Raw genomic sequence first — 21,246 nt, 5'->3', positions numbered from 1 at the left:
CTCAACCCTCGGGGGCGAACCACAGGACGCCCAACGGCGGCAGGGTCATCGCCGCCGAGTGCTGCTGGCCGTGCCAGGGCAGCTCCTCGGCCGCGACGCCGCCCATGTTCCCCACGCCCGAGCCGCCGTACTGCTGCGCGTCGGTGTTGATGACCTCGCGCCAGCGGCCGCCGTGCGGGAGGCCGACGCGGTAGCTCTCGCGCGGGATCGGCGTCAGGTTCATCACGCAGACCAGCGCGCGGCCGTCGCGCGCGGTGCGCATGAACGCCACCACCGAGTTCTCGGCGTCGTTGGCCTCGATCCACGCGAAGCCCTCGGGGTCGCTGTCGCGCTGCCACAGCGCGGGCTCCTCGCGGTAGGCGAAGTTGAGGTCGCGCACCAGCGCCTGGACGCCGCCGTAGGTCGGCGCGCCGCTCTCGTCGCGCTCGTCGAGCACGTGCCAGTCCAGCGATCGCTCGGCGTTCCACTCCTCCGGCTGCGCGAACTCCTGGCCCATGAACAGCAGCTGCTTGCCCGGGTGCGCCCACTGGTAGGCGTACAGCGCGCGCACGTTGGCGAGCTTCTGCCAGTGGTCGCCGGGCATCCGCGAGTAGATGGTGCCCTTGCCATGGACGACCTCGTCGTGCGAGAGCGGCAGGATGAAGTTCTCGCTGAAGGCGTACATCAACGAGAACGTTAGCTCGTGATGGTGGTAGCGCCGGTGGATCGGGTCGTGCGCGAAGTAGTCCAGGGTGTCGTGCATCCACCCCATGTTCCACTTGAACCCGAAGCCCAGGCCGCCGACGTAGGTCGGCCGCGAGACGCCCGGCCACGCCGTCGACTCCTCGGCGGCGCTGATGACGCCCGGCTCGCGGGCGTGCAGGACGGTGTTGAGCTCCTTGAGGAACTCCACCGCCTCGAGGTCCTCGCGCCCGCCGAACTCGTTCGGGATCCACTCGCCGGCCTTGCGCGAGTAGTCGAGGTACAGCATCGACGCGACCGCGTCGACCCGCAGGCCGTCGGCGTGGAAGTCGCGGCACCAGAACAGGCCGGAGGCCAGCAGGAAGTTGCGGACCTCGTTGCGGCCGAAGTTGAACACCAACGTGCCCCACTCCGGATGCGCGCCGCGGCGCGGGTCGTCGTGCTCGTAGAGCGCCGTGCCGTCGAAGCGCGCCAGCGCCCAGTCGTCGCGCGGGAAGTGCGCGGGCACCCAGTCGAGCAGGACGCCGACGCCATGCTCGTGCATGCGGTCGACGAAGGCCTTCAGGTCGTCGGGCGTGCCGAGCCGCGGATCGGGCGCGAAGTAGCCGGTGACCTGATAGCCCCAGGAGCCCGTGAACGGATGCGCCATGACCGGCAGCAGCTCGACGTGCGTGAACCCCATGTCGGTGGCGTACTCGGCGAGCTGGTCGGCGAGCTCGGTGTAGTTGAGCAGCCGCGCGGGGTCGTCGGGGTCGCGCCGCCACGAGCCGAGGTGGACCTCGTAGACCGAGATCGGGCGCTCGTGCTGGAGCTGGTCGCCGCGGTCCTTGACCCATTCGGCGTCGTTCCACTCGTGCCCGGACCGGGTCACGATCGCCGCCGTCTTCGGCGAGATCTCGACCTGCTGCGCGTAGGGGTCGGTCTTGACCCGCAGCGCGCCGCCCTGCGTCCGGAGCTCGAACTTGTAGAGCGCGCCCTCGCCGACGCCGGGCAGGAACAGCTCCCAGATCCCGGACGAGCCGAGCGAGCGCATCGGGTGCAGCCGCCCGTCCCACGCGTTGAAGTCGCCGACGACGGCGACGGCCTTCGCGCTCGGCGCCCACACCGCGAACGCGGTGCCGGCAACCCCTTCAACTTCGCGCAGGTGGCCCCCGAGGTGCTCGTAGATCTCCTCGTGGCGGCCCTCGCCGGCGAGGTGGAGGTCCAGGTCGCCGACGGTCGGCGGGAAGGCGTAGGCGTCGGGTCCCGTCGCGCGGACGCCGTCCGGGTAGCGCGTCTCGACCTCGTAGGGCGGGGACGGCTTGACGCCGTCCAGGTGCGCGGCCCAGACGCCGGCGTCGTGGACCAGCTCGCAGCCGTAGTCCATGCCGCCGGCGACCTTGACGACGACGTGCGACGCGCCCGGGCGCCAGGCGCGCACGACCGTGCCGCCGTCGCCGTCGGGGTGCGCGCCGAGCAGCGCGTGCGGATCGGCCAGCTCGTTGTGCGACAGCGCCTCCGCGTCCCTCTGCCAGGCCTTGGTGAAGCGCTCGTCCTGCATCGTGCGGGTCATGCCTCCGGCTCCGTCGTCTCGGGGTCGAGCAGCCGCGCGATCCCGGCCACCGGGATCTTGACCCAGTCGGGCCGGTTGTCCAACTCGTAGCGCAGCTCGTACACCGCCTTCTCCAGCTCGAAGACGGCCAGCAGCCGCTCGACCGCCGCCCGTCCGGGCGGCAGCAGCGACTGGTCGGTCTCCTCGACGTACCCGTCGAGGTAGGCGGCGCGCACATCGTCTTCCCAGCCCGCCGGCGCGGCGGCGCCGTGCAGCAGCTCCGACGCGGTCGCGGCGTAGGCGAAGGACCGCAGCATCCCGGCGACGTCGCGCAGCGGCGAGCGCTTGCGGCGCCGCTCGATCAGCGTGCGGGCGGGCTCGCCCTCGAAGTCCAGGACGACCCAGTCGCCGTCGGCGGTGTGCATCACCTGGCCGAGGTGGTAGTCGCCGTGGTGGCGGATGACGCGCCCCGCCGACCCGACCTGGGTGAGCAGGCGCAGCTTCTCGCGCACCTCCTCGCCGCGGCCGCGGATGGTGGCGAGGTCCTCGCGGTCGTCGGGGAGGTCGAGGAAGACGCGCTCGATCTCCTCGTCCACGGTCGCGGTCAGCAGCCCCAGCGCCTCGGCCGAGGTGTCCTCGGGCGCGAACGCCGGGTCCTGGTTGTCGGAGCCCAGCGCCGTGTGCAGCCGCCCGGTGACCTCGCCGAGCGCCCGCGCCCGGGCGACGAACCGCGACGGGTCCTCACGCAGGTCGGCGAGCGCCAGGTCCCAGCCGTCGGTCGCGCCGCCGAGGAAGTCCTGGACGATGCCGAGCGTCGTGTCGATCAGCCGGCCAGAGTGCCCGTACCAGCCGCGCAGCGCGGCGATGTGCGGGAAGTCGAGGTCGGTCAGGAAGCGCAGGATCTCGAGCTCGGGGTTGGGACCTGCGCCGAGCCGGCGGTAGGCCTTCAACACGTACTTCTCGTCGAGCACGACCGAGGAGTTGGACTGCTCGGCGCCCATCGGCCGGACGACGCCGACCTCGGCGGGCAGCGGGTGGGCGCCCTCGCCGACCGCCCGGAACTCGGCGGTCCCCTGGCCGGTCTCGATCGCGGTGTCGCGGGCGATCAGCCGGACGAGCTGGCGCGCGGTCTCCGGGTCGCTCATGGCGTCGTAGATCGCCATGCCCTCGTTGACGCAGATGATGCCCTCGTTCCACTCGCCCGCGGGGCGCGCGCCGATCGGCAGCTGGTAGAGCTCGTGCGTGCCGGGCAGGAACTCGACCTCGAGCACGGCGATGCCCAGCGGCTGCTCGGTCAGCGGGATCGTCTCCAGCACGCGGAAGTGCGCGACCTCGCGCGACTTGGAGCCGAACCACCGCTGCGCGATCACGAACTCGCGCAGGTCGTCTTCGCTGGGGAGCCGCAGCTCGCGGACCGGCGTCGTCATGCGCTCTCCTCGCCGTTGTTGTCGTCATCGGTCTCTTCGGCGGGCTTCTCCAGGACGAACCAGAAGAAGCCGCGCGGGGCGAGCGTCAGCAGGTAGGGCAGCTCGCCGATCCGCGGGAAGCGCGAGCGGCCGAACATCTCGACCGGGTAGCGCCCCTCGTGCTCGGAGAGGTCGAGCTGGACCGCCTGCGCGGAGCGCGCGACGTTGTGCACGCACATGATCACGTCGTCGGCGTAGGTGCGCAGGTGGGCGAAGATCCGCGGGTTCTCGGTGTGCAGCGGGCGGTAGTCGCCGAGGCCGAAGACCGGGTGCTCCTTGCGCAGCGCGATGAAGCGGTGCAGCCAGCGCAGCAGCGACGTCGGCGTGCGCAGCTGCGCCTCGACGTTGACGGCCTGGAAGCCGTAGACCGGGTCCATCAGCGGCGGCGCGTAGAGCTGCGCGAAGTCGGCGCGCGAGAACCCGCCGTTGCGGTCGCCGGTCCACTGCATCGGCGTGCGCACGCCGTCGCGGTCGCCGAGGTAGATGTTGTCGCCCATGGCGATCTCGTCGCCGTAGTAGAGGACGGGCGAGCCCGGCAGCGAGAACAGGATCGCCGTCATCAGCTCGATCTCGTCGCGGCCGTTGTCCAGCAGCGGCGCGAGCCGGCGCCGGATCCCGACGTTGATCTTCATGCGCGGGTCCTTGGCGTACTCCCCGTACATGTAGTCGCGTTCCTCGTCGGTGACCATCTCGAGCGTCAGCTCGTCGTGGTTGCGCAGGAACAGGCCCCACTGCGCGGTGCGCGGGATCGCCGGCGTGCGGTCGAGGATCTCGAGCATCGGCGTCGCGTCCTCACGGCGCAAGGACATGAACATGCGCGGCATGACCGGGAAGTGGAAGGCCATGTGGCACTCGTCGCCCTCGCCCTTGCCGTAGTACTCGACGACGTCCTCGGGCCACTGGTTGGCCTCGGCGAGCAGCACGCGGTCGGGGTACTCCTCGTCGACCGTGGCGCGCACCTTGCGCAGGAACTCGTGCGTCTCCTCCAGGTTCTCGCAGTTGGTGCCCTCGCGCTCGTACAGGTAGGGCACGGCGTCGAGCCGGAACCCGTCGAGCCCGCGGTCCAGCCAGAACCGCAGCACGTCGAGCATGCGCGAGTGGACGACCGGGTTGTCGTAGTTGAGGTCAGGCTGATGGGAGAAGAAGCGGTGCCAGAAGTACTGGCCGGCCACGGGATCCCACGTCCAGTTCGACGTCTCGGTGTCGGTGAAGATGATGCGCGCGTCGGCGTACTTCTCGTCGGTGTCCGACCACACGTACATGTCGCGCTCGGGCGAGCCGGCCGGCGCGTTGCGCGCGTCCTGGAACCACTGGTGGTCCGACGACGTGTGGTTCATCACCAGGTCGGCGATGACGCGGATGCCGCGCTCGTGCGCGGCCAGGATGAAGGCTTCGAAGTCCTCCACCGTTCCGTAGTCCGGATGGATCGCGTAGAAGTCGGCGATGTCGTAGCCGCCGTCGCGCAGCGGGCTGGCGAACATCGGCAGCAGCCAGATGCAGTCCACGCCCAGCCACTGCAGGTAGTCGAGCTTCTCGGTCAGCCCGACGAAGTCGCCCGACCCGTCGTCGTTGCCGTCGTAGAACCCGCGCATGTGGATCTCGTAGAAGATCGCGCGCTTGAACCACATCGGGTCCCGCTCGAACCAGTGCGTCGGATCGGCGGGGCTGAGCGTCTTGGCCTGGCCCTCGTGCTCGGCTTCGAGCGAGCCGCCCTCGGCGGCCTCGAACCGCGTCGGCGTGTGGTCGTCGGCCGCCGTCTCCCGCGCTTCGATGGTCACCCGTTCACCACCCGGAAGAGGTGCGCCTGGCGGTCGCCGGGCGCGAGCCGGACGTAGTTGTCGCCGACCCGCCAGTCGTAGCGGCTGCCGTCGAGCAGGTCCTGGACCTGGAAGCTCCAGGGCAGGCCGAGGTTGTCGGGCACGTAGACGGAGCCCTCCTGGGCCCACTGCGGGTCGAGGCAGACGACCGCGAGGACCGCGTCGTCCTCGTGCTGCTTGATGTAGGCGATGAGGCCGTCGTTGCGCGTGTCCAGGAACGTGAGGTTGGACAGGTGCTGGAGCGCGGGGTGCGCGCGGCGCGCCTCGTTGAGCAGCCGGACGAGGCCGAGCAGCGGCGCGCCGTCCAGCGTGCGCTCCTTGACCTCGTACTTCTCGGAGTCCAGGTACTCCTCGCTGCCGGGCTTGACCGCGGTCTGCTCGATCCACTCGTAGCCGGAGTAGATCCCGTAGGTCGGGCTGAGCGTCGCGGCGAGCACGAGCCGGGACTCGAACGCCGCGCGACCGCCGTGCTGCAGCTGCTCGGTGAGGATGTCCGGCGTGTTGGCGAAGAAGTTGGGGCGGTAGTAGTCGGCCGTCTCGTGGGCCAGCTCGTGCAGGTACTGCTCCAGCTCCCAGCGCGACTGCTGCCACGTGAAGTAGGTGTAGGACTGGTTGAACCCGACCTTGGCCAGCGTGCGCATCACGGCGCGGCGCGTGAACGCCTCGGCCAGGAAGATCGTGTCCGGGTGCTTGGCCCGGACCTCGCGCAGCAGCCACTCCCAGAAGGCGATGGGCTTGGTGTGCGGGTTGTCGACGCGGAACACCTTGACGCCGCGCTCGACCCAGGTGAGGACGACGTCGCGCAGCGCGTTCCACAGGTTCTTCCAGTCCTCGCACTGGAAGTTGACGTTGTAGATGTCCTGGTACTTCTTGGGCGGGTTCTCGGCGTACTTGAGCGAGCCGTCCGGGCGGCGGTGGAACCACTCCGGATGCTCGGTCAGCCACGGGTGGTCGGCGCTGCACTGGATCGCGAAGTCGATCGCGATGTCGACGTCGTGGTCGCGAGCGACGTCGACCAGGTGCTGGAAGTCGTCGAGCGTGCCGAGCTCCGGATGGATGGCGTCGTGGCCGCCGACGCCGGCCAGCCCGATCGCCCACGGCGAGCCCGGGTCGCCCTCGCCCGCGGTCAGCGCGTTGTTGGCGCCCTTGCGGTTCGTGACGCCGATCGGGTGGATCGGTGTGAGGTAGAGGACGTCGAAGCCGAGCGCGGCGATCTGCGGGAGGACCTCGGCCGTGCCCGCCAGGCCGCCCCACGAGCGCGGGAACAGCTCGTACCAGGAGCCGAAGCGCGCGAGCGGCCGGTCGACGTCGACCTCGAACGGCTCGGGCAGCGAGGCCGCCTCGTCGGTGCGGTCGGGGTAGCGGTCGATCGCGGCGGCCAGCTCGGGCCCGAGCACGGCGTCGTGCTTGGCCTCCTCGGGCGCCTCGTCGTCGGTCAGCGTGGCGATCGCGTGCTGGATGAGCCGGCGGTCGGAGGACGCCTTGGCGCGCTCGGCCGCGGCCTGGAGCAGCACGACGCCCTCGCTCAGCTCGCCGGCGAGGTCGTGCTGGCCGAACTGGACCTTGCGCCGGATCTCCTCGCGCCACGACGCGAAGCGGTCGATCCACGCCTCGATCGTCCACTGGTGGCGGCCGAGCTGCTCGACCGTGAACGTCCCGGCGTACGTGTCGCCCTCGACGTGCTTGTCGACGTGCGTCAGCGGCGCCTCGTTCCAGCGCCGGCCGCCGGGCGCCTTCCACTTGACGACCGCGCGCAGGACGTCGTGGCCGTCGGCGAAGATGGTGGCGCGGACGTCGACCGCCTCGCCCACCGTGCGCTTGGGGGCGAAGCGACCGCCGTCGATGACGGGACCGGGCTCCAGGAGCACGATGCGCGGCGGTGCCGCGGGCTTGGCGCGTTTGGTCCCGCCACCGTTCTTCACGACGCGGGACGAGGCAGGTTGATCGGTCGGACGAGCGGGCACGTAGTGGCGACTCTTCCCAGATTGGCGTCTTATCAACGTGGATTTTCAGTGACCGACCGCATGAACCACCTCACCGGACGCGCGAGCGGCGTCCAGCTTCATCTCACCTCGCTGCCGGGCGGTCGGCTGGGCCCCGAGGCCCGTCGGTTCGTCGACTGGCTGGCGGCGGCCGGGCAGCGCTGGTGGCAGATGCTCCCACTCGGCCCGCCCGATCGCTATGGGTCGCCGTACAAGGCGTCGTCGGCGTTCGCGGCGTGGAACGGGTTCCTCGAGCGCCCCGACGCGCCGGTCGACCGTGAGGAGATCGACGCGTTCGTCGGGCGCCACGCGTTCTGGGCCGGCTCGCTGCCACCGAAGATGCTGCCCGACCAGGTGCGCTTCGACCGCGAGTGGGCGGCGCTGCGCGCCTACGCGGCCGAGCGCGGCGTCGGGCTGATCGGCGATGTCCCGATCTACGTCGCGCCCGGGTCCTACGACCAGAAGGCGTGGCCGGAGCTGTTCCTCGACGGCATCGTCGCCGGCGTGCCGCCGGACGCCTTCACGGCGGCGGGCCAGCGCTGGGGCAACCCGATCTACGACTGGCCGGCCAGTCAGCGGCGCGGCTACCGCTGGTGGGTCGAGCGCTTCCGGCGCACGTTCGAGTTGTATGACATGGCTCGCATCGACCACTTCCGCGGGTTCGTCGCCTACTGGGCGGTGCCGGCCGCCGACCGCGACGCGCGCGGCGGGACGTGGCAGCGCGGGCCGGGGCGCGCGCCGTTCGCGGCCGCTCGCACCGCGCTCGGGTGGACCGGGTCCGGATCCTTCATCGCCGAGGACCTCGGCGTCATCACGCCGCCGGTCACGCGGCTGCGGCGCGAGCTCGGCTACCCGGGCATGGTCGTGCTCCAGTTCGCGTTCGACCCCGAGGACCCGCGCGGACCGCACCGGCTGGAGAACCACCGGGAAGACGTCGTCGCCTACACCGGCACGCACGACACCGACACCCTGCGCGGCTGGTGGTCGACGCTGGAGGCGCCGCGGCGCGAGGAGGCGCAGCGCGCGCTGCGCGCGGCGGGGCTGGAGGGCGACGACGTCGACGACCACGACTCCGTCGTGTGGGGCCTGATCCGGCTGTGGATGTCGTCGCCGGCGCCGGTGGTGATGCTCCAGGTCCAGGACGTCCTCGGGCTCGGGTCGGAGGCGCGGATGAACCTGCCCGGGACCGCGGGCGGCGCGTGGAAGTTCGCGCTGCGCAAGGGGCAGTTGCGGGCGACGCACGCCAAGCGGCTGCGCGCGGCGACCGAAGAGGCCGGGCGTGCCTGACCTCGCCGGTGGCGAGCCTCCGGCGTTCGCTGCAGGCATGCCCGCCGGCTTGCCCGAGGGCGGCCCGGTCCTGGCGCTCGGCGACTCGATCCTCTGCGGGCCGGAGGAGGGCGCGTTCGGGGTCCCGCCGCGCGTCTGGCCCCAGTGGTTGGCCGAGACCCTCGACCTGCCCTTCCACCGACTAGCCCGACCGGGTGCATCTGCGCCGCAGGTCGCGGACGGGTTCCTCGGCCGGCTGCGGGGCGACTACGCGCTGGCGTGCGTGGGCGTCGGCACCAACGACGTGCGTGCGCTCGACTGGGAACCGCGCGTGTTCGCCGCCGCGCTGGAGCGGATCCTCGACGCGGTCGGCGCCCGCGCCGCGCGCGTCTGCGTCGCGACCGTGCCGCTCGACCTCGGCCGGCCGCGGGCCGGTGCCAAAGTGGCCGATCTCAACGCGATCGTGCGCAACCTTGCGGCCTCCAAGGGTTCGACGGTGGTCGATCTCGACGACTTCGGCGGCTGGCGGCATCAGTTTCCTGACGCCGTCCACCCGACCGCGCTCGGCCAGCTCGAGATCGCCCGCCGCGCCGCCGACGCACTGGATCTGGACGTATCGCCGCCGGCGCTGGCTGCCGTCCGCGCGGGATGGCGCGCCGACGCCGCGTACGCGGCCACACGCCAGATCGCTCATCTGGTCCGAGATTGGCGGCGTAGAGCGGTCGAACGTAACGTTTGACCCCGGGCAGGGGACGTATCAATGTGCGCCGAAGAGGGCAGCACGTCCCTCCTTAGGAGCGCTTCATCGGAGGATGGGAAGGTTTCGCTGTCGCCGAGGCAGGCGGCTCCGACCCCGAATCCCCTCCCCCACCGCAACTCCGTGCCTCCGTGACACGTTGCACAGTTGCGCGAGCAACGAATCTGGCGTAGAATTCCGAGTGTAGTTATCGGGTTTCTGCCCGGGAAAGGACCTTTGTTGACCCCCTCCACCCTCACCCCCACGTTCACGAACGACGTCCTCGCGTCGCCGCTCGACCAGCTCCTGCGGCGTGCGAGCCAGTACCAGCTCCTCGATCCCGCCAAGGAGATCGAGCTCGCCCAGCGCATCGAGAAGGGCGATCTCGACGCCAAGGACCTGCTGGTCAACTCCAACCTTCGGCTGGTCGTCTCCGTGGCGCGGCATTACGTGGGGCAGGGCCTCACCCTGGACGACCTCGTCCAGGAAGGCATGCTCGGCCTGATCCGCGCCGTCGAGAAGTTCGACTACCGCAAGGGCTACCGCTTCTCGACCTACGCGACGATCTGGATCCGCCAGGCGCTGCAGCGCGGCCTCGACAACACGGGCCGCACGATCCGCCTGCCCTCCCATATGTCGCAGCGGGCACGCCGGATCGCGCGTGTGGAGCGGGAGCTGACCGCCGAGCACGGCGAGCCGCCGACGGACGAGAAGATCGCCGCCGCGGCCGAGCTGGAGCTCGAGGAAGTCGCGCTGCTCCGTGAGCGCGACCGCGCGCTGGCCAGCCTCGATCAGACCGTCGGCGACGACGGCGAGACCGCGCTGGGCGCCCTGCTTCCCGCCGACGGCGAGACCGTCGACGAGGAGGTCGAGCGCGAGACCGAGGCGTCGTCGCTGCGCGACGCCGTCAACCGCCTCCCCGAGGACGAGCGCGAGGTCATCCACCTGCGCTTCGGCACCGGTGGCGACGGCGAGCACACGCTCGTCCAGGCCGCCCGCCGTCTCGGGATGCCGCCCTCGAAGGCTCGCCAGGCCGAGGAGCGCGCCCTGCGCCGCCTCGCGGCCGACGGCGACGTCAAGGGCCTCCGCGTCGCCGCGTAGGCCGCTTCGAGCGCGATCAGTTGCAACGATGGGCGGCGCCATGTGCGCCGCCCTTCGTCGTTCTGAGGCACCCCCGCCCGTCTTCGCCGGCCCCGCCGCGGTGGCGCCGCCGAGCCGGCCGCGCCGCGCGCCCGGGCGGCGCGACCGCCGGCGGGCGGGTCGTGCGCGCCGGCTCGGCGTCGAGCTCGGCGCCGACGTCGTCATCGACCGCGACGTCGTCTTCGACCTGGCCGACGGGGCGCGCGTCGCGATCGGCGCGGGCGTCGCGCTGGGCGCCGGCTGTCGCTTCCACGTCGGCCCGGGCGCACGGTTGAGCATCGGCGCCGGCACCACGCTCGGCGAGCGCTGCGTGGTGACCGCCTTCCAGGGCGCGTCGATCGGCGCCCGCTGCCTGCTCGCCGACGAGGTCGTCCTCATCGACGCCGAGCCGAACGCCGACGACGTCGAGCGCCCGCTGCGCGAGCAGGGCCTGAGCGCCGCGGCGGTCGCCGTTGGCGACGACGTCCGCGTCGGGCCGAGCGCCGCGATCCTCTCCGGGGCGCAGGTCCCGTCCGGCGCGACGATCGCCGCCCACGCGATCGTGCGCGGCTAGCTCGGCGCTTCGCGCCCGCATCACCGGCCGCCGGGGATCCGGGTCGTTCTCGCCCTCATAGGTGGGGTGAAGACGACCTGGAAGGTGCCCTCAGCCGACCTCGTCCAGCTCGGCGGCGGCGGCCTCGGCGCGCTCGCGGCGGTCGCGGGCGGAGGAGACCGCGGCCTCGGCCTGCTCGAGGTCGCGGCGGCGGGCGACGAGCGTCGCCTCGACCTGCTCGAGCGCGCGGCGCGCGCCGTCGAGCTCTGACTCGGCGTCGGCCTCGGCCTCGTTGGCGCGGCGCAGCGCGTCGCGGCGGCGCCGGACCTCACGCGGGTCGGGGCCGGCGGGCTCGGGCGGCGCCGGCGGCTCCGCGGCGCGCTTCGCCTTAGCTCTGCCCTTGCCCTTCGTCGGCCGCGATGGGGCGCTCGTCGTCCCGCGGCCCGCCGCGATCAGCGCCTCCAGCCCACCGAAGCCCGCCGCGCTGCGCTCCTTGACCACCCGGCCGGCGGCCACCTCGGCGCGCACCTCCGGGTCGACGGTCGCCGCGTGCAGCGTCGCGCGGACCTTGTCGCGCGCCGCGCCGTCGACCGACGCCTCGGCGGCCAGGGCGTCGACCAGCCGGCGCGCGGCCTCGGCGGCGCCGCGCAGCACGGCGGCGTCCGCGCCGTCCAGCAGCTGCTCCTGCGCGCCGGCCAGCGCCTCCCCGGCCGCGACCAGCGCCCGGATCTCCTCCGGCCGCTCGCGCACCAGCCGGTTGACCGCCCACGCCGCGCGCGTCGGCTTCGCGAGCTTCTTGACCGCCACCGCGCCGTCGCGGTCGCCGTCCGCGCGCAGCGCCTTGGCCAGCGCGTCGCGCGCCCCGACGAAGTCCTCCAACTCGCCCGCGTACAGCGCGTCGGCGGGATCGTCAGCCACGCCAGGCCGCCATCAAGCGCATCATCTTGCTCGCCGTGTCGTGCTCGGGCAGCGGCGAGTACAGGATCAGGCGCTGCTCGGGCGCCTCGGCTGGGCGCAGCGCGGCGTGCTCGAAGGCCAGCAGGCCGACGTCCGGATGGCGCAGCACCTTGCGGCCGACCAGGTCGCCGACGATCTCGTGGCGCTTCCACAGGCGCCGGAACTCCGGGCTGACGGCCTTGAGGTCGGCGATCAGCTCCTCGAACGCCGGATCGCCGACGTGGCGGGCCGCGTCGCCGCGGAAGCGCGCGACCACCGCCCGCGTCGTGTCGTCCCAGTCGGTGACCAGCGCCTGGCGCTCGGGATCGGTGAACAGCGCCCAGACGTGGTTGCGGCGCTCGGGCGGCCGCGCGGCCGGATCGCCGAACAGCGCGGCGGTCGCGTCGTTCCACGCGAGGTAGTCCCAGCGGCGACCGAGCACGTAGGCCGGGTTCGCGCCGAGGTTGGCGATCAGCCGGTCCAGCGTGCCGCTCACGACCTCGCGCTGCGGACCGGGCAGCGCGAGCTCCTCGCCGCGCCCCAGGCGCACCAGGTGGCGATGCTCGGCCGGCGTCAGCCGCAGCGCCTCGCCGACGGCCTCCAGGACGGAGCGCGACGCGCGCACGTCGCGCGCCTGCTCGAGCCACGTGTACCACGTGGTCCCGACCCCGGCGAGCGCGGCGACCTCCTCGCGCCGGAGCCCCGGCGTGCGCCGCCGCCCGCCCTCGGGCAGCCCGACGTCTCGCGGCGTCAGCGCCGCGCGGCGCGTGCGCAGGAAGTCGGCCAGCTCGCGCCGGCGCACGGCGCCGTCATCCTCCGTCGTCTCCAAGGGTGGTGCTGGGAATACCAGGATGAGCCCCTCTCTTGTACCTGGATCCCGATGGTCGCACCCTCGACCCATGACCGCAACCCGAGCGCCCCGCGGGCTCGTCCTCGGCACCGTCCTGACGGCGATGTTCATGGCGATCCTCGACGTCTTCATCGTCAACGTCGCCAACCCCGCCATCCAGCGCGACCTCCACGCGCCGGCCTCGGCGATCCAGTGGATCGTCGCCGGCTACGTCCTGGCCTACGCGGTGATGCTGATCACCGGCGGCCGGATCGGCGACGCGATCGGCCGCCGGCGCGCGTTCCGGGCCGGCATGGGGCTCTTCACGCTCGCCTCGGCCGCGTGCAGCGCCGCGCCGACCTCGGCGACGCTGATCGCCGCCCGCGTGGTCCAGGGCCTCGGCGCCGCGCTCATGCAGCCGCAGGTGCTCTCGATCATCCAGGTCGAGTTCTCGCCCCAGGAGCGCCCGCGCGCGTTCGCGCTCCTGGGCAGCGTGATCGGCGTCGCGTCGGTCGCCGGGCAGATCGTCGGCGGGGCGCTCATCGCCCTGGCCGGCTGGCGCGCGGTGTTCGCCATCAACGTCCCGATCGGCGTCGTCACGATCGTCCTCGCCGGCCGCGTGCTGCCGGAGTCCAAGGCCGCGGAGGCGCGCCGCCTCGACGTCGTGGGCGTCGCCCTCGGCACGCTCGCGCTCCTGCTCGTCGTCGCGCCCGTGGTCGAGGGCCGCGAGGCCGGCTGGCCGCTGTGGGTGCCGGTCGCGATCGCCGCCGCGCTGCCGGTCGGCGCGCTGTTCCTGCGCCACGAGCGCCGGCTGAGCGCCCGCGGCGCGGCGCCGCTCGTCGACCTCTCGCTGTTCGCCGTCCGCCCGTTCGTGACCGGCATCGGGATCGTCCTCGCGTTCTGGGGCGCGGTCCCGGTCTACTTCGTCGGCCTCGCCCAGTACCTCCAGCGCGGCGAGGGCCTGAGCCCGGTGCTCTCCGGCGTCGTCTTCACGCCGCTGGCCGCCGCGTTCTTCGCGACGTCGCTCGCCGCGCCCCGGATCGCGCCCCGCGTCGGCGGTCCGCAGCGCGTGATGACGCTCGGCGCGCTCGTCACCGCGCTCGGCGCCTTCGCGACCTCCGGAGCGCTCGTCCTGAACCAGAGCGACGCGCACCTCCCCACCGTTCCCCTCGTCCTCGGCCTGGCCCTGATGGGCGCCGGTCAGGGCCTGCTGATGCCCGGCGCCATCGCGTTCGTCCTGCGCGACGTGCCGGTCGCGTCCGCGGGCTCGGCGTCCGGTCTGCTCGCGACCACGCAGCAGACGGCCGCCGTCCTGGGCATCGCGCTCGGCGGAACGCTGTTCTTCGGCCTCGCGGGCGATCCACCGACTCCCGGTGGATTCAGTGATGCCTTAGCCGCGCTGGGCCTGTGGACCGCCGGAGGCGCCCTGATCGCGGCCGGTTTGACCCTGTGGCGGCCGTCGGCGATACGCCAGGTGCATGCAAATTCTCACGCACTGACCCCTTCGGGCCGATAGAACGGAGGACGTGCGGAGATGGCCGATCCGGGAGGTGCTCGCCACGTGTGCGCTCAGCAGTGCGCTGATCGCCCTCGCCGGCACGCCTGCGCAGGCCGTCGCGCCGCCCTCCACGGAGGGCCGGCCGGACTTCGACGCGCGCGCGGGAGACGTCGCCGTGGTGCCCCCGGCGACCGCGGACGCGCGCGCCGCGCTGGCCAAGAAGCTGGGCGCCCAGGGCACGGTCGCGACCGACGCGATCACCGGCGGCGTGCGCAACGTCGGCCGCGCCGACGGCTTCCTGACGGGGCCCAGCGGCGCCGACCCGGCCGCGGTCGCGCTCGGCTACGTCCGCGACCACGCCGGCGCCTACGGCCTCGACGACCAGGACCTCGCGTCGCTGCGGCTCGCCCAGCGCTCGACGACCGGCGACGGCGTCACCCACCTCGCCTTCCGCCAGGTCGACGACGGCATCCCCGCCTACGACTCGGCGCTGACCGCGAACGTCACGGCCGACGGGCGCCTGGTCAACACCGCCGGCGCGCCGGTCCACGACCTCGACGCGCCGAGCACCGCGCCGCCGCTCGGCCCGGCCGCCGCCCGCGGCGCCGCCCAGCGCGACCTCGGCGTCGCGGTCGACGGCGACCCCGGCACCGTCGGAGCCGACGCCGCCCAGACCACCACCTTCGCCAACGGCGACCAAGCGTCGCTGGTCACCCTCGCCGACCCCGACGGCGACCACCTCGCCTGGGAGCTCACGGTCGCGGGCGCGGCGCCGTACGTGTACGAGCTGCTCGTCGACGCCGCCAGCGGCGCGGTCCTCACGCGCCACTCGCTGACGGACTTCGTCACCGCCAACGCCAAGGTCCTCGAGCAGCATCCGGGCGACGGGACGCTCGCGACGCGCACCATCGGGCCGTGGCTGAGCACGCCGGTCAGCGGGCTGGCGGGGCCCAACGTCCACGCCTACCCGGACCGCGTCGCGCCGGACGGGATCGGCGGCGACGCCGAGATCGCGACCAGCGGCGGCAGCAACTTCAGCTTCACGACGACGGGCGTGGCGCCGGCCACCGGCCGGACCTGCCCGACGCACTTCGGCGGCGTCTGCACGTGGGACGGCGCCTCGCCGAGCACCGCCGCCGCCAACGTCAGCCCGGTCACGACGCAGGTCTTCTACTACACGAACAAGTTCCACGACTGGCTCGCCCAGGCGCCGATCGAGTTCACGCCCGCGTCGGACGCGTTCCAGGACGACGACCCGCTCAAGGCCGAGACCGACGACTACTCGGGCGTCAACAACGCCAACATGACCACCAAGCCCGACGGCCAGTCGCCGGTCATGCAGATGTACCTGTTCACCACGCCCTACCCGGCGGTCAACGGCGGCGACGACGCGACCGTCGTCTACCACGAGTACGCGCACGGGCTCACGAGCCGCCTGGTCGGCGGCGACGGCAAGGCCGACGGCCTGGTCGCGCGCCAGTCGCAGGCGATGGGCGAGGGCTGGAGCGACTGGTACGCCCTGGACTACCTCACCGACGAGGGCCAGCTCGTCGACGACCCGGCCACCCCCGGCGACGAGCTGATCGGCGCCTACGCCACGAACGACGACCAGACCGGGATCCGCTTCAACGCGGTCGACTGCCACGTGCAGGACACCGGCCCGCACTGCCCCGGCACGCCGCTCGCGGGCCCCGGCGGCTTCACCTACGGCGACATGGGCCGGATCGACGCCTACAACTCCGACCACCCGCTCTTCGAGGTCCACGCCGACGGCGAGATCTGGGCCGAGACGCTGTGGGACCTGCGCGAGCGGATCGGCGCCTACACGGCGCGCGACCTCATCACCAGCGCGCTGCGCCTCTCCCCCAAGCAGCCGGACTTCCTGGAGATGCGCGACGAGATCCTGGCGGCCGACACGATCGCCGGCGGCACGCACCGCGCCGACATCTGGGACGTGTTCGCCCAGCGCGGCATGGGCTTCAGCGCGAGCGCGACGTCGGCCAACTCCACGCACGTCACCGAGGCCTTCGACACCCCGCCGGTCGCCGCGCCCGGGGCGCCGAGCACCGCCGCCGCGCAGCTGGAGCAGGACACGCCGCTCACGATCCCGATCACCAACCCGGGCGACGCGCCGCTGACGCACGTGCGCGCGACGCTGGCCGCCGCGTCGGGCGGCGTCACCATCGGGCAGGGCAGCGCCGACCTCGGCACGATCGCCGGCCACGCGCAGGCCAGCGCGCCGTTCAGCCTGCGCGTCGCGGCCACCCTGGGCTGCGGCGCGGTCGCCGCGACGACGCTCACGATCGCCTCCGACCAGGGCACGCAGAGCTTCCCGATCAGCCTGCCCGTCGGCAGCGGGACGTCGGGCGCGTTCGCCCGCACCTACGCACCGGCGGCGACGATCACCGACAACGCCCCGGCCGCCGGCCTGGCCTCGACGCTCGAGGTCCCGGCGCACCGCCGCGTCGGCGCGCTGCGCGTCACGCTCGCCGCGACGCAGAACTGGATCGGGGACCTGCACGCGTGGCTGACCTCGCCGTCCGGGACGACCGTCGACCTGATGGAGCGGCCGGGCATCGACACCCAGCACTTCTACTCGCCCGGCCACCTCGTGGCCGCCGCGCCGCTGATCTTCGACGACAGCGCGCCGAACCCGATCCAGGAGCTGGTGACCACGACGACGACCGTCAGCGGCGCGTGGAAGCCCAACCAGCCGCTGGCGCGCTTCGCCGGCGAGGACCGCGCCGGCACCTGGACGCTGCGCATCACCGACTCCGGCCAGGGCGACGAGGGCAAGCTGACGTCGTGGTCGCTGCAGACCGCGGACCCGACGTGCGCGGTCACCGACGCGCCGACGGGCCTGATCGACGACGCCGCGACCTTCCACGCCCGGATCGACCCGGGCACGGTGGCCGGGACGACCGCCGCGTTCGAGCTCGGCACGACCACGACCTACGGCGCCCGCTCCCCCGCGACCACGCTGACGGCCGGCGGCGGCCTGCAGGACTTCACCGTGGCCACCGGCGGCCTGGCCGCCGGCACGACCTACCACGTGCGCGCGGTCGCGCTGCGCAACGGCGCGGTCGTGGCCACCGGCGCCGACCGCACGTTCGTCGCCGGCAGCCAGCCGGGCCCGGGCACGCCGCGCGACGGCGGTGACGCGGGCGGCGGCGACGGCGGCAGCAGCGGCGGCGGCGGGACCGACCCGGGCTCCGGTGGCGGCGGGACGGGCGGCACCGGCGGCGCCGGGAACGCCACCCCGCTCTTCAAGGTGCCCAAGGCCACCATGAAGAGCCTGACCCGTTCCGTGCGGCTGGACAAGAAGGGGCGCTACACGCTGACCTTCCGCGCGACGCCGGCCAAGGCCAAGGGCATCATCAAGGCCCTGGTCAGCAAGAGCAGCGCCGGGACCACGTCCTTCACGGTGCCGTCCAACGGACGCGTCAAGATCACGATCAAGGCCACCAAGAAGCTGTTGACGGCGCTGCGCAAGAGCAAGGCGCACAGCGTCAAGGTCAAGGCCACCATCCGGATCGGGGTCACGCCGTTCACCGCGACGCTGACGATCAAGCCCTACAAGAAGCCCGCGCAGCAGCACTGACGACGTTCGACGTCGGCGTCGCCGCGCGGGCCCTCCTGGACGGCAACTGGCGCGAGGGCGAGTACCGCGGACGGCGCTACGCGTTCTCGGTCCCGAGCCCGCGCTCCTATCCGTGGCAGTGGTACTGGGACTCGTGCTTCCACGCGATCGTGCGCCGGCGCTTCGACCCGGCCGGCGCGCGCGCCGAGCTGCGGACGCTGGTGACCGCCGCCGACCCCGACGGCTTCATCGGCCACACGATCCTCTGGGGCCGCCCGCTCGACGCCCAGCGGGCGATCCGCTACAACATCGCGTCGCGCGAGGACCTGATGACGCGGACGATCCAACCGCCGCTGCTCGCGTGGGCCTGGGCGTGGGCGGCGGGGTCGGCGCCGATCGAGGAGCCGCGCATCCTGGCCCACCACGCGTGGCTGCGCGAGCACCGCGCGCTCGAGGACGACGGGCTGCTGTGGCTGATCCAGAGCGACGAGTCCGGGCTGGACGCGTCGCCGAAGTTCGACCACGTCTGGGGCCGGCTCGGCCAGGGCCGGCCGTTGTTCCCCGTGTTGATCGCGCGCAACCGGCGGCTCGGCTTCGACGCGCGCCGGATCGCCGCGGCCGGCCACCCCGTGGTGTGCGAGGTGCTGACGAACGTCGCCTGGTCGCTGAGCGAGCAGGCGCTGGGGCGGCCGTCGCCGACGCCGGCGCTGGTCGCGCGCCTGTGGGACGAGCGCCGCGGGCGCTTCGCCGACGACGTGCGCAACGCCGCCGACCCCACGCCGCCGGCGGCACGGCCGCTCACGTGGGACACGCTCGCACCGCTCGCGCTCCCCGACCTGCCCGACGCGATCGCGCAGCGGCTGGTCGCCGAGGTCCTGCGCTCGCCCGGCTTCGCCGGCGGCATCCCGCTGCCGGCGGTGTCGCTCGACGATCCGACCTACACCGCGCAGGAGACCTGGTGGGGCCGGCACCGCCACTGGCGCGGCCCGTCGTGGGTCAACAGCGCCTGGCTGGTCTCGCTCGGCCTGCGCCGCCTCGGCCTGGACCCCGAGGCCGACGCGCTGGCCGCCCGCCTGCACGCCGTCGTCGCCCGCGAGGGCTTCCGCGAGTACTACGAGGCCCGCCTGGGCTACGGCATGGGCGCGCACGCGTTCGGCTGGTCGACGCTGCTGTGGGAGCTGCTCGACCCCGCGCCGCCGCCTACATTGGGCTGACCCTTGAAGACCCTCGTCATCTCCGACCTGCACCTCGGCAGCCGGCTGGGCCGCGACGTGCTGCGCCATCCCGAGGCGCTCGCGATCCTGTTGGGCAAGCTCGACGAGGTCGACCGGCTCGTGCTGCTCGGCGACGCGGTCGAGCTGGCCGAAGGCAAGCCGAAGCAGGCGCTGGCCGTCGCCGAGCCCGTGCTGCGGGCGCTGGGCCGGCGGATGGGCCCGGAGCGGCCGATCGTGCTGGTCCCGGGCAACCACGACGGCGCGCTGGCGCGCTCGTGGGCGCGAGCCCAGGGCCCGACGCTGGCGCCGGACGCGCTCGTTCCCAACGACGCGACCGCGCTGCTGGCCGAGGTCTGCGGGTGGTTGGCGCCCGCACCGGTCGAGGTCCGCACGCCCGGCGTCTGGCTGACCCCGCGGATCTGGGCGACCCATGGCCATTACCTCGACCACCACCTGCTGCCCGAGTCGGCGTGGGGCCTGCGCCGCGCGCACGTCCACACGACGCCGCCGCGGGTCGTCGGCCCGGTCGCCTACGAGCACGCGCGCCGGCCGCGCACCGGCGCGGAGTCGCGGCTCGTGCGCGCGCTGCCGCGGCCGCTGGCCACCCTGCTGGAGGACGTCGCCGAGCTGCTGCGCGCCGCGACCATGCCGAGCCCGCGCAAGCTGCAGCCGCACCGCATCGCGCCGCTGATCCGCCTTCTGCTCGGCCGCCAGATGCAGCGCGCCTCGATCCCGGCGCTGGCCCACGCGACGGCCCGCGTCGGCGTCGACCCCGACTGGGTCATCTTCGGCCACGTCCACCGCAGCGGCCCCCGCGCAGGCGACCAGCCCGCGCTCTGGGCCGGCCCCGGCGGCCGCCCGCGCGTCGCCAACACCGGCTCCTGGGTCTACGAGCCGCTCGTCCTGCACCGCGGCGGCCCGCCCCACCCCTATTGGCCCGGCGGCGCCGTGCTCATCGCTGACGACGCCGCCGACCCGGTCGCGATCGGCCTGCTCGACGACCTCGACGTCGCCGCGCTCCACCACCAGCGCCCGCGCGAGCTCGACGACGCCCCGTGTCGGGGTTCGTGAACGGGCCGATCACGGACTCGCGTTGCGCAGCGGTCCGGCTTGCACGATCGTCAACGACCTCTCACCACGTTCATATGAACGCGTTCATTCCAACGACACCACCATGGGCTCGCCCTCGCCTGCCTCCGGCAGGTCACACCGATCGGGTCCGCCCGAGAGGTCAGATGGGTGTCTGGGGACCGACAGGCAAGCGGGTCGCCCCGGTGACAGAGCGATGGTGACGCAGGGAATGGAGTCCGCGCACGCCCCCGTCCGGGGTCGTGTTAGACGCCTCAAGGCCCAGTGCCTTGGGAGAAGGGAGCCAGGGATGGCTCGTCAGACCGAAAACAACGCCCGGCAGGAGCGTCGTCAGCACGTCGACCTCGTCATGCAGGAGATCCGTGCCGCGATCGCGTCCCGCGCGATCGAGGGACCGGAGTCCCTGCACGACTACCGGATCGACGAGCTGGCCGACGAGCTGGAAGGGATGCGGCGCCACCTGCGTCGCACGCTGACCCGCGAGTTTGGCCGCCAGGACGGCGAGGCGCTCGAAGCCTCGCTGTTCACCGGCGACCTGCTCTCCTGGAAGGCCGAGTTGCAGGAGCTGAGGATCGACCGGCTCGCTCGTCGAGCCGTCGAGATCAGCCAGCTCGTCGAGCAGGCCCGCGCCGTGCTGCCGGAGATCGAGGCAGCGCGGCAAGAGCACTGGGCTCGCGAGCGCGCCGAGTGGGCGGAGATCCATGCCGCCCGCGAAGCGGAGTTCCAGCGCCGGGTTCTGGAAGAGGAACCCCGGCGGCTCACGTACGAGGCTGTCGTGGCCCTCCTGAAGGAGGCCGGTCACGACGGACCGTGGTACGGGCCGATCGAGGTGCCCTTCCACGCGGCGTTGCGGCACGAGGTCATCACCGACCTCGAGCTCGAGCTCGCCAAGAGCGACTACGGTCGCGACTGGTCCTTCTACGACTGACGCTGCGTCACAGCGCGCCGG

15 protein-coding genes are annotated in these 21,246 nt (G+C 73.1%); 9 read left to right on the top strand and 6 right to left on the bottom strand.

The genetic code is table 11. The annotated features are described in order from the left end of the window. Window position 1 precedes the first annotated feature (1 nt). The 4 genes from glgB to DSM104299_RS06185 all read right to left on the bottom strand — a co-directional run bounded on the left by glgB (window position 2) and on the right by DSM104299_RS06185 (window position 7,417). Window positions 2–2,233 (bottom strand): 1,4-alpha-glucan branching protein GlgB, encoded by a 2,232-nt coding sequence (gene glgB / locus DSM104299_RS06200; RefSeq protein ID WP_272476418.1) that lies wholly within the window; start codon window positions 2,231–2,233, stop codon window positions 2–4. Then, window positions 2,230–3,639, bottom strand: coding sequence for a maltokinase N-terminal cap-like domain-containing protein (locus tag DSM104299_RS06195; RefSeq protein WP_272476417.1), 1,410 nt, complete (start codon window positions 3,637–3,639; stop codon window positions 2,230–2,232). The genes glgB and DSM104299_RS06195 overlap by 4 nt, the downstream gene beginning before the upstream one ends. Next, complete coding sequence (gene treS / locus DSM104299_RS06190; protein ID WP_349294532.1) at window positions 3,636–5,306, bottom strand: maltose alpha-D-glucosyltransferase; 1,671 nt, start codon at window positions 5,304–5,306, stop codon at window positions 3,636–3,638. The genes DSM104299_RS06195 and treS overlap by 4 nt, the downstream gene beginning before the upstream one ends. A gap of 146 nt (window positions 5,307–5,452) precedes the next feature. After that, window positions 5,453–7,417, bottom strand: coding sequence for an alpha-1,4-glucan--maltose-1-phosphate maltosyltransferase (locus DSM104299_RS06185; protein ID WP_272476415.1), 1,965 nt, complete (start codon window positions 7,415–7,417; stop codon window positions 5,453–5,455). 102 nt (window positions 7,418–7,519) lie between these two features. On the opposite strand from DSM104299_RS06185, the gene DSM104299_RS06180 reads away from it, so the two are divergent. The 4 genes from DSM104299_RS06180 to DSM104299_RS06165 all read left to right on the top strand — a co-directional run bounded on the left by DSM104299_RS06180 (window position 7,520) and on the right by DSM104299_RS06165 (window position 11,172). Beyond that, window positions 7,520–8,764 carry a 4-alpha-glucanotransferase gene (locus DSM104299_RS06180; protein ID WP_272476414.1) on the top strand — a complete coding sequence of 415 codons (1,245 nt, stop codon included), beginning with the start codon at window positions 7,520–7,522 and terminating at the stop codon, window positions 8,762–8,764. Beyond that, window positions 8,757–9,482 (top strand): SGNH/GDSL hydrolase family protein, encoded by a 726-nt coding sequence (locus tag DSM104299_RS06175; RefSeq protein ID WP_272476413.1) that lies wholly within the window; start codon window positions 8,757–8,759, stop codon window positions 9,480–9,482. The genes DSM104299_RS06180 and DSM104299_RS06175 overlap by 8 nt, the downstream gene beginning before the upstream one ends. Before the next feature lie 237 nt (window positions 9,483–9,719). Further along, window positions 9,720–10,580 (top strand): sigma-70 family RNA polymerase sigma factor, encoded by an 861-nt coding sequence (locus DSM104299_RS06170; RefSeq protein ID WP_272476412.1) that lies wholly within the window; start codon window positions 9,720–9,722, stop codon window positions 10,578–10,580. Window positions 10,581–10,620: 40 nt separating this feature from the next. Next, the gene (locus DSM104299_RS06165; RefSeq protein ID WP_272476411.1) at window positions 10,621–11,172 is read left to right on the top strand and encodes an acyltransferase; all 552 of its coding nucleotides are present in this window, start codon (window positions 10,621–10,623) and stop codon (window positions 11,170–11,172) included. A gap of 90 nt (window positions 11,173–11,262) precedes the next feature. Here the strand turns inward: DSM104299_RS06165 and DSM104299_RS06160 are convergent, their stop codons facing one another. Continuing rightward, a complete protein-coding gene (locus DSM104299_RS06160) occupies window positions 11,263–12,069 on the bottom strand; it encodes a hypothetical protein (RefSeq protein WP_272476410.1) in 807 nt (268 codons plus the stop codon). Next, the gene (locus DSM104299_RS06155) at window positions 12,062–12,889 is read right to left on the bottom strand and encodes a helix-turn-helix transcriptional regulator (protein ID WP_272476409.1); all 828 of its coding nucleotides are present in this window, start codon (window positions 12,887–12,889) and stop codon (window positions 12,062–12,064) included. The genes DSM104299_RS06160 and DSM104299_RS06155 overlap by 8 nt, the downstream gene beginning before the upstream one ends. Before the next feature lie 97 nt (window positions 12,890–12,986). Between DSM104299_RS06155 and DSM104299_RS06150 the strand changes: the two genes are divergently transcribed. The 5 genes from DSM104299_RS06150 to DSM104299_RS06130 all read left to right on the top strand — a co-directional run bounded on the left by DSM104299_RS06150 (window position 12,987) and on the right by DSM104299_RS06130 (window position 21,225). After that, a complete protein-coding gene (locus DSM104299_RS06150; RefSeq protein WP_272476408.1) occupies window positions 12,987–14,432 on the top strand; it encodes an MFS transporter in 1,446 nt (481 codons plus the stop codon). Between the two features lie 34 nt (window positions 14,433–14,466). After that, a complete protein-coding gene (locus DSM104299_RS06145; protein ID WP_272476407.1) occupies window positions 14,467–18,015 on the top strand; it encodes a M36 family metallopeptidase in 3,549 nt (1,182 codons plus the stop codon). Further along, the gene (locus tag DSM104299_RS06140; protein WP_432419772.1) at window positions 18,012–19,208 is read left to right on the top strand and encodes an MGH1-like glycoside hydrolase domain-containing protein; all 1,197 of its coding nucleotides are present in this window, start codon (window positions 18,012–18,014) and stop codon (window positions 19,206–19,208) included. Before DSM104299_RS06145 ends, DSM104299_RS06140 begins: the two co-directional genes overlap by 4 nt. Window positions 19,209–19,211: 3 nt before the next feature. Then, entirely contained in the window at window positions 19,212–20,279 is a 1,068-nt protein-coding gene (locus DSM104299_RS06135) for a metallophosphoesterase (protein ID WP_272476405.1), read from the top strand. A 307-nt stretch (window positions 20,280–20,586) separates the two neighbouring features. Further along, entirely contained in the window at window positions 20,587–21,225 is a 639-nt protein-coding gene (locus tag DSM104299_RS06130) for a hypothetical protein (RefSeq protein ID WP_272476404.1), read from the top strand. Window positions 21,226–21,246 lie beyond the last annotated feature (21 nt).

The organism is Baekduia alba (assembly GCF_028416635.1).
GTDB classification, from domain to species: domain Bacteria; phylum Actinomycetota; class Thermoleophilia; order Solirubrobacterales; family Solirubrobacteraceae; genus Baekduia; species Baekduia alba.
Note: the sequence above shows the minus strand (reverse complement) of the source record. Positions and strands in the feature narration are given on the sequence as shown.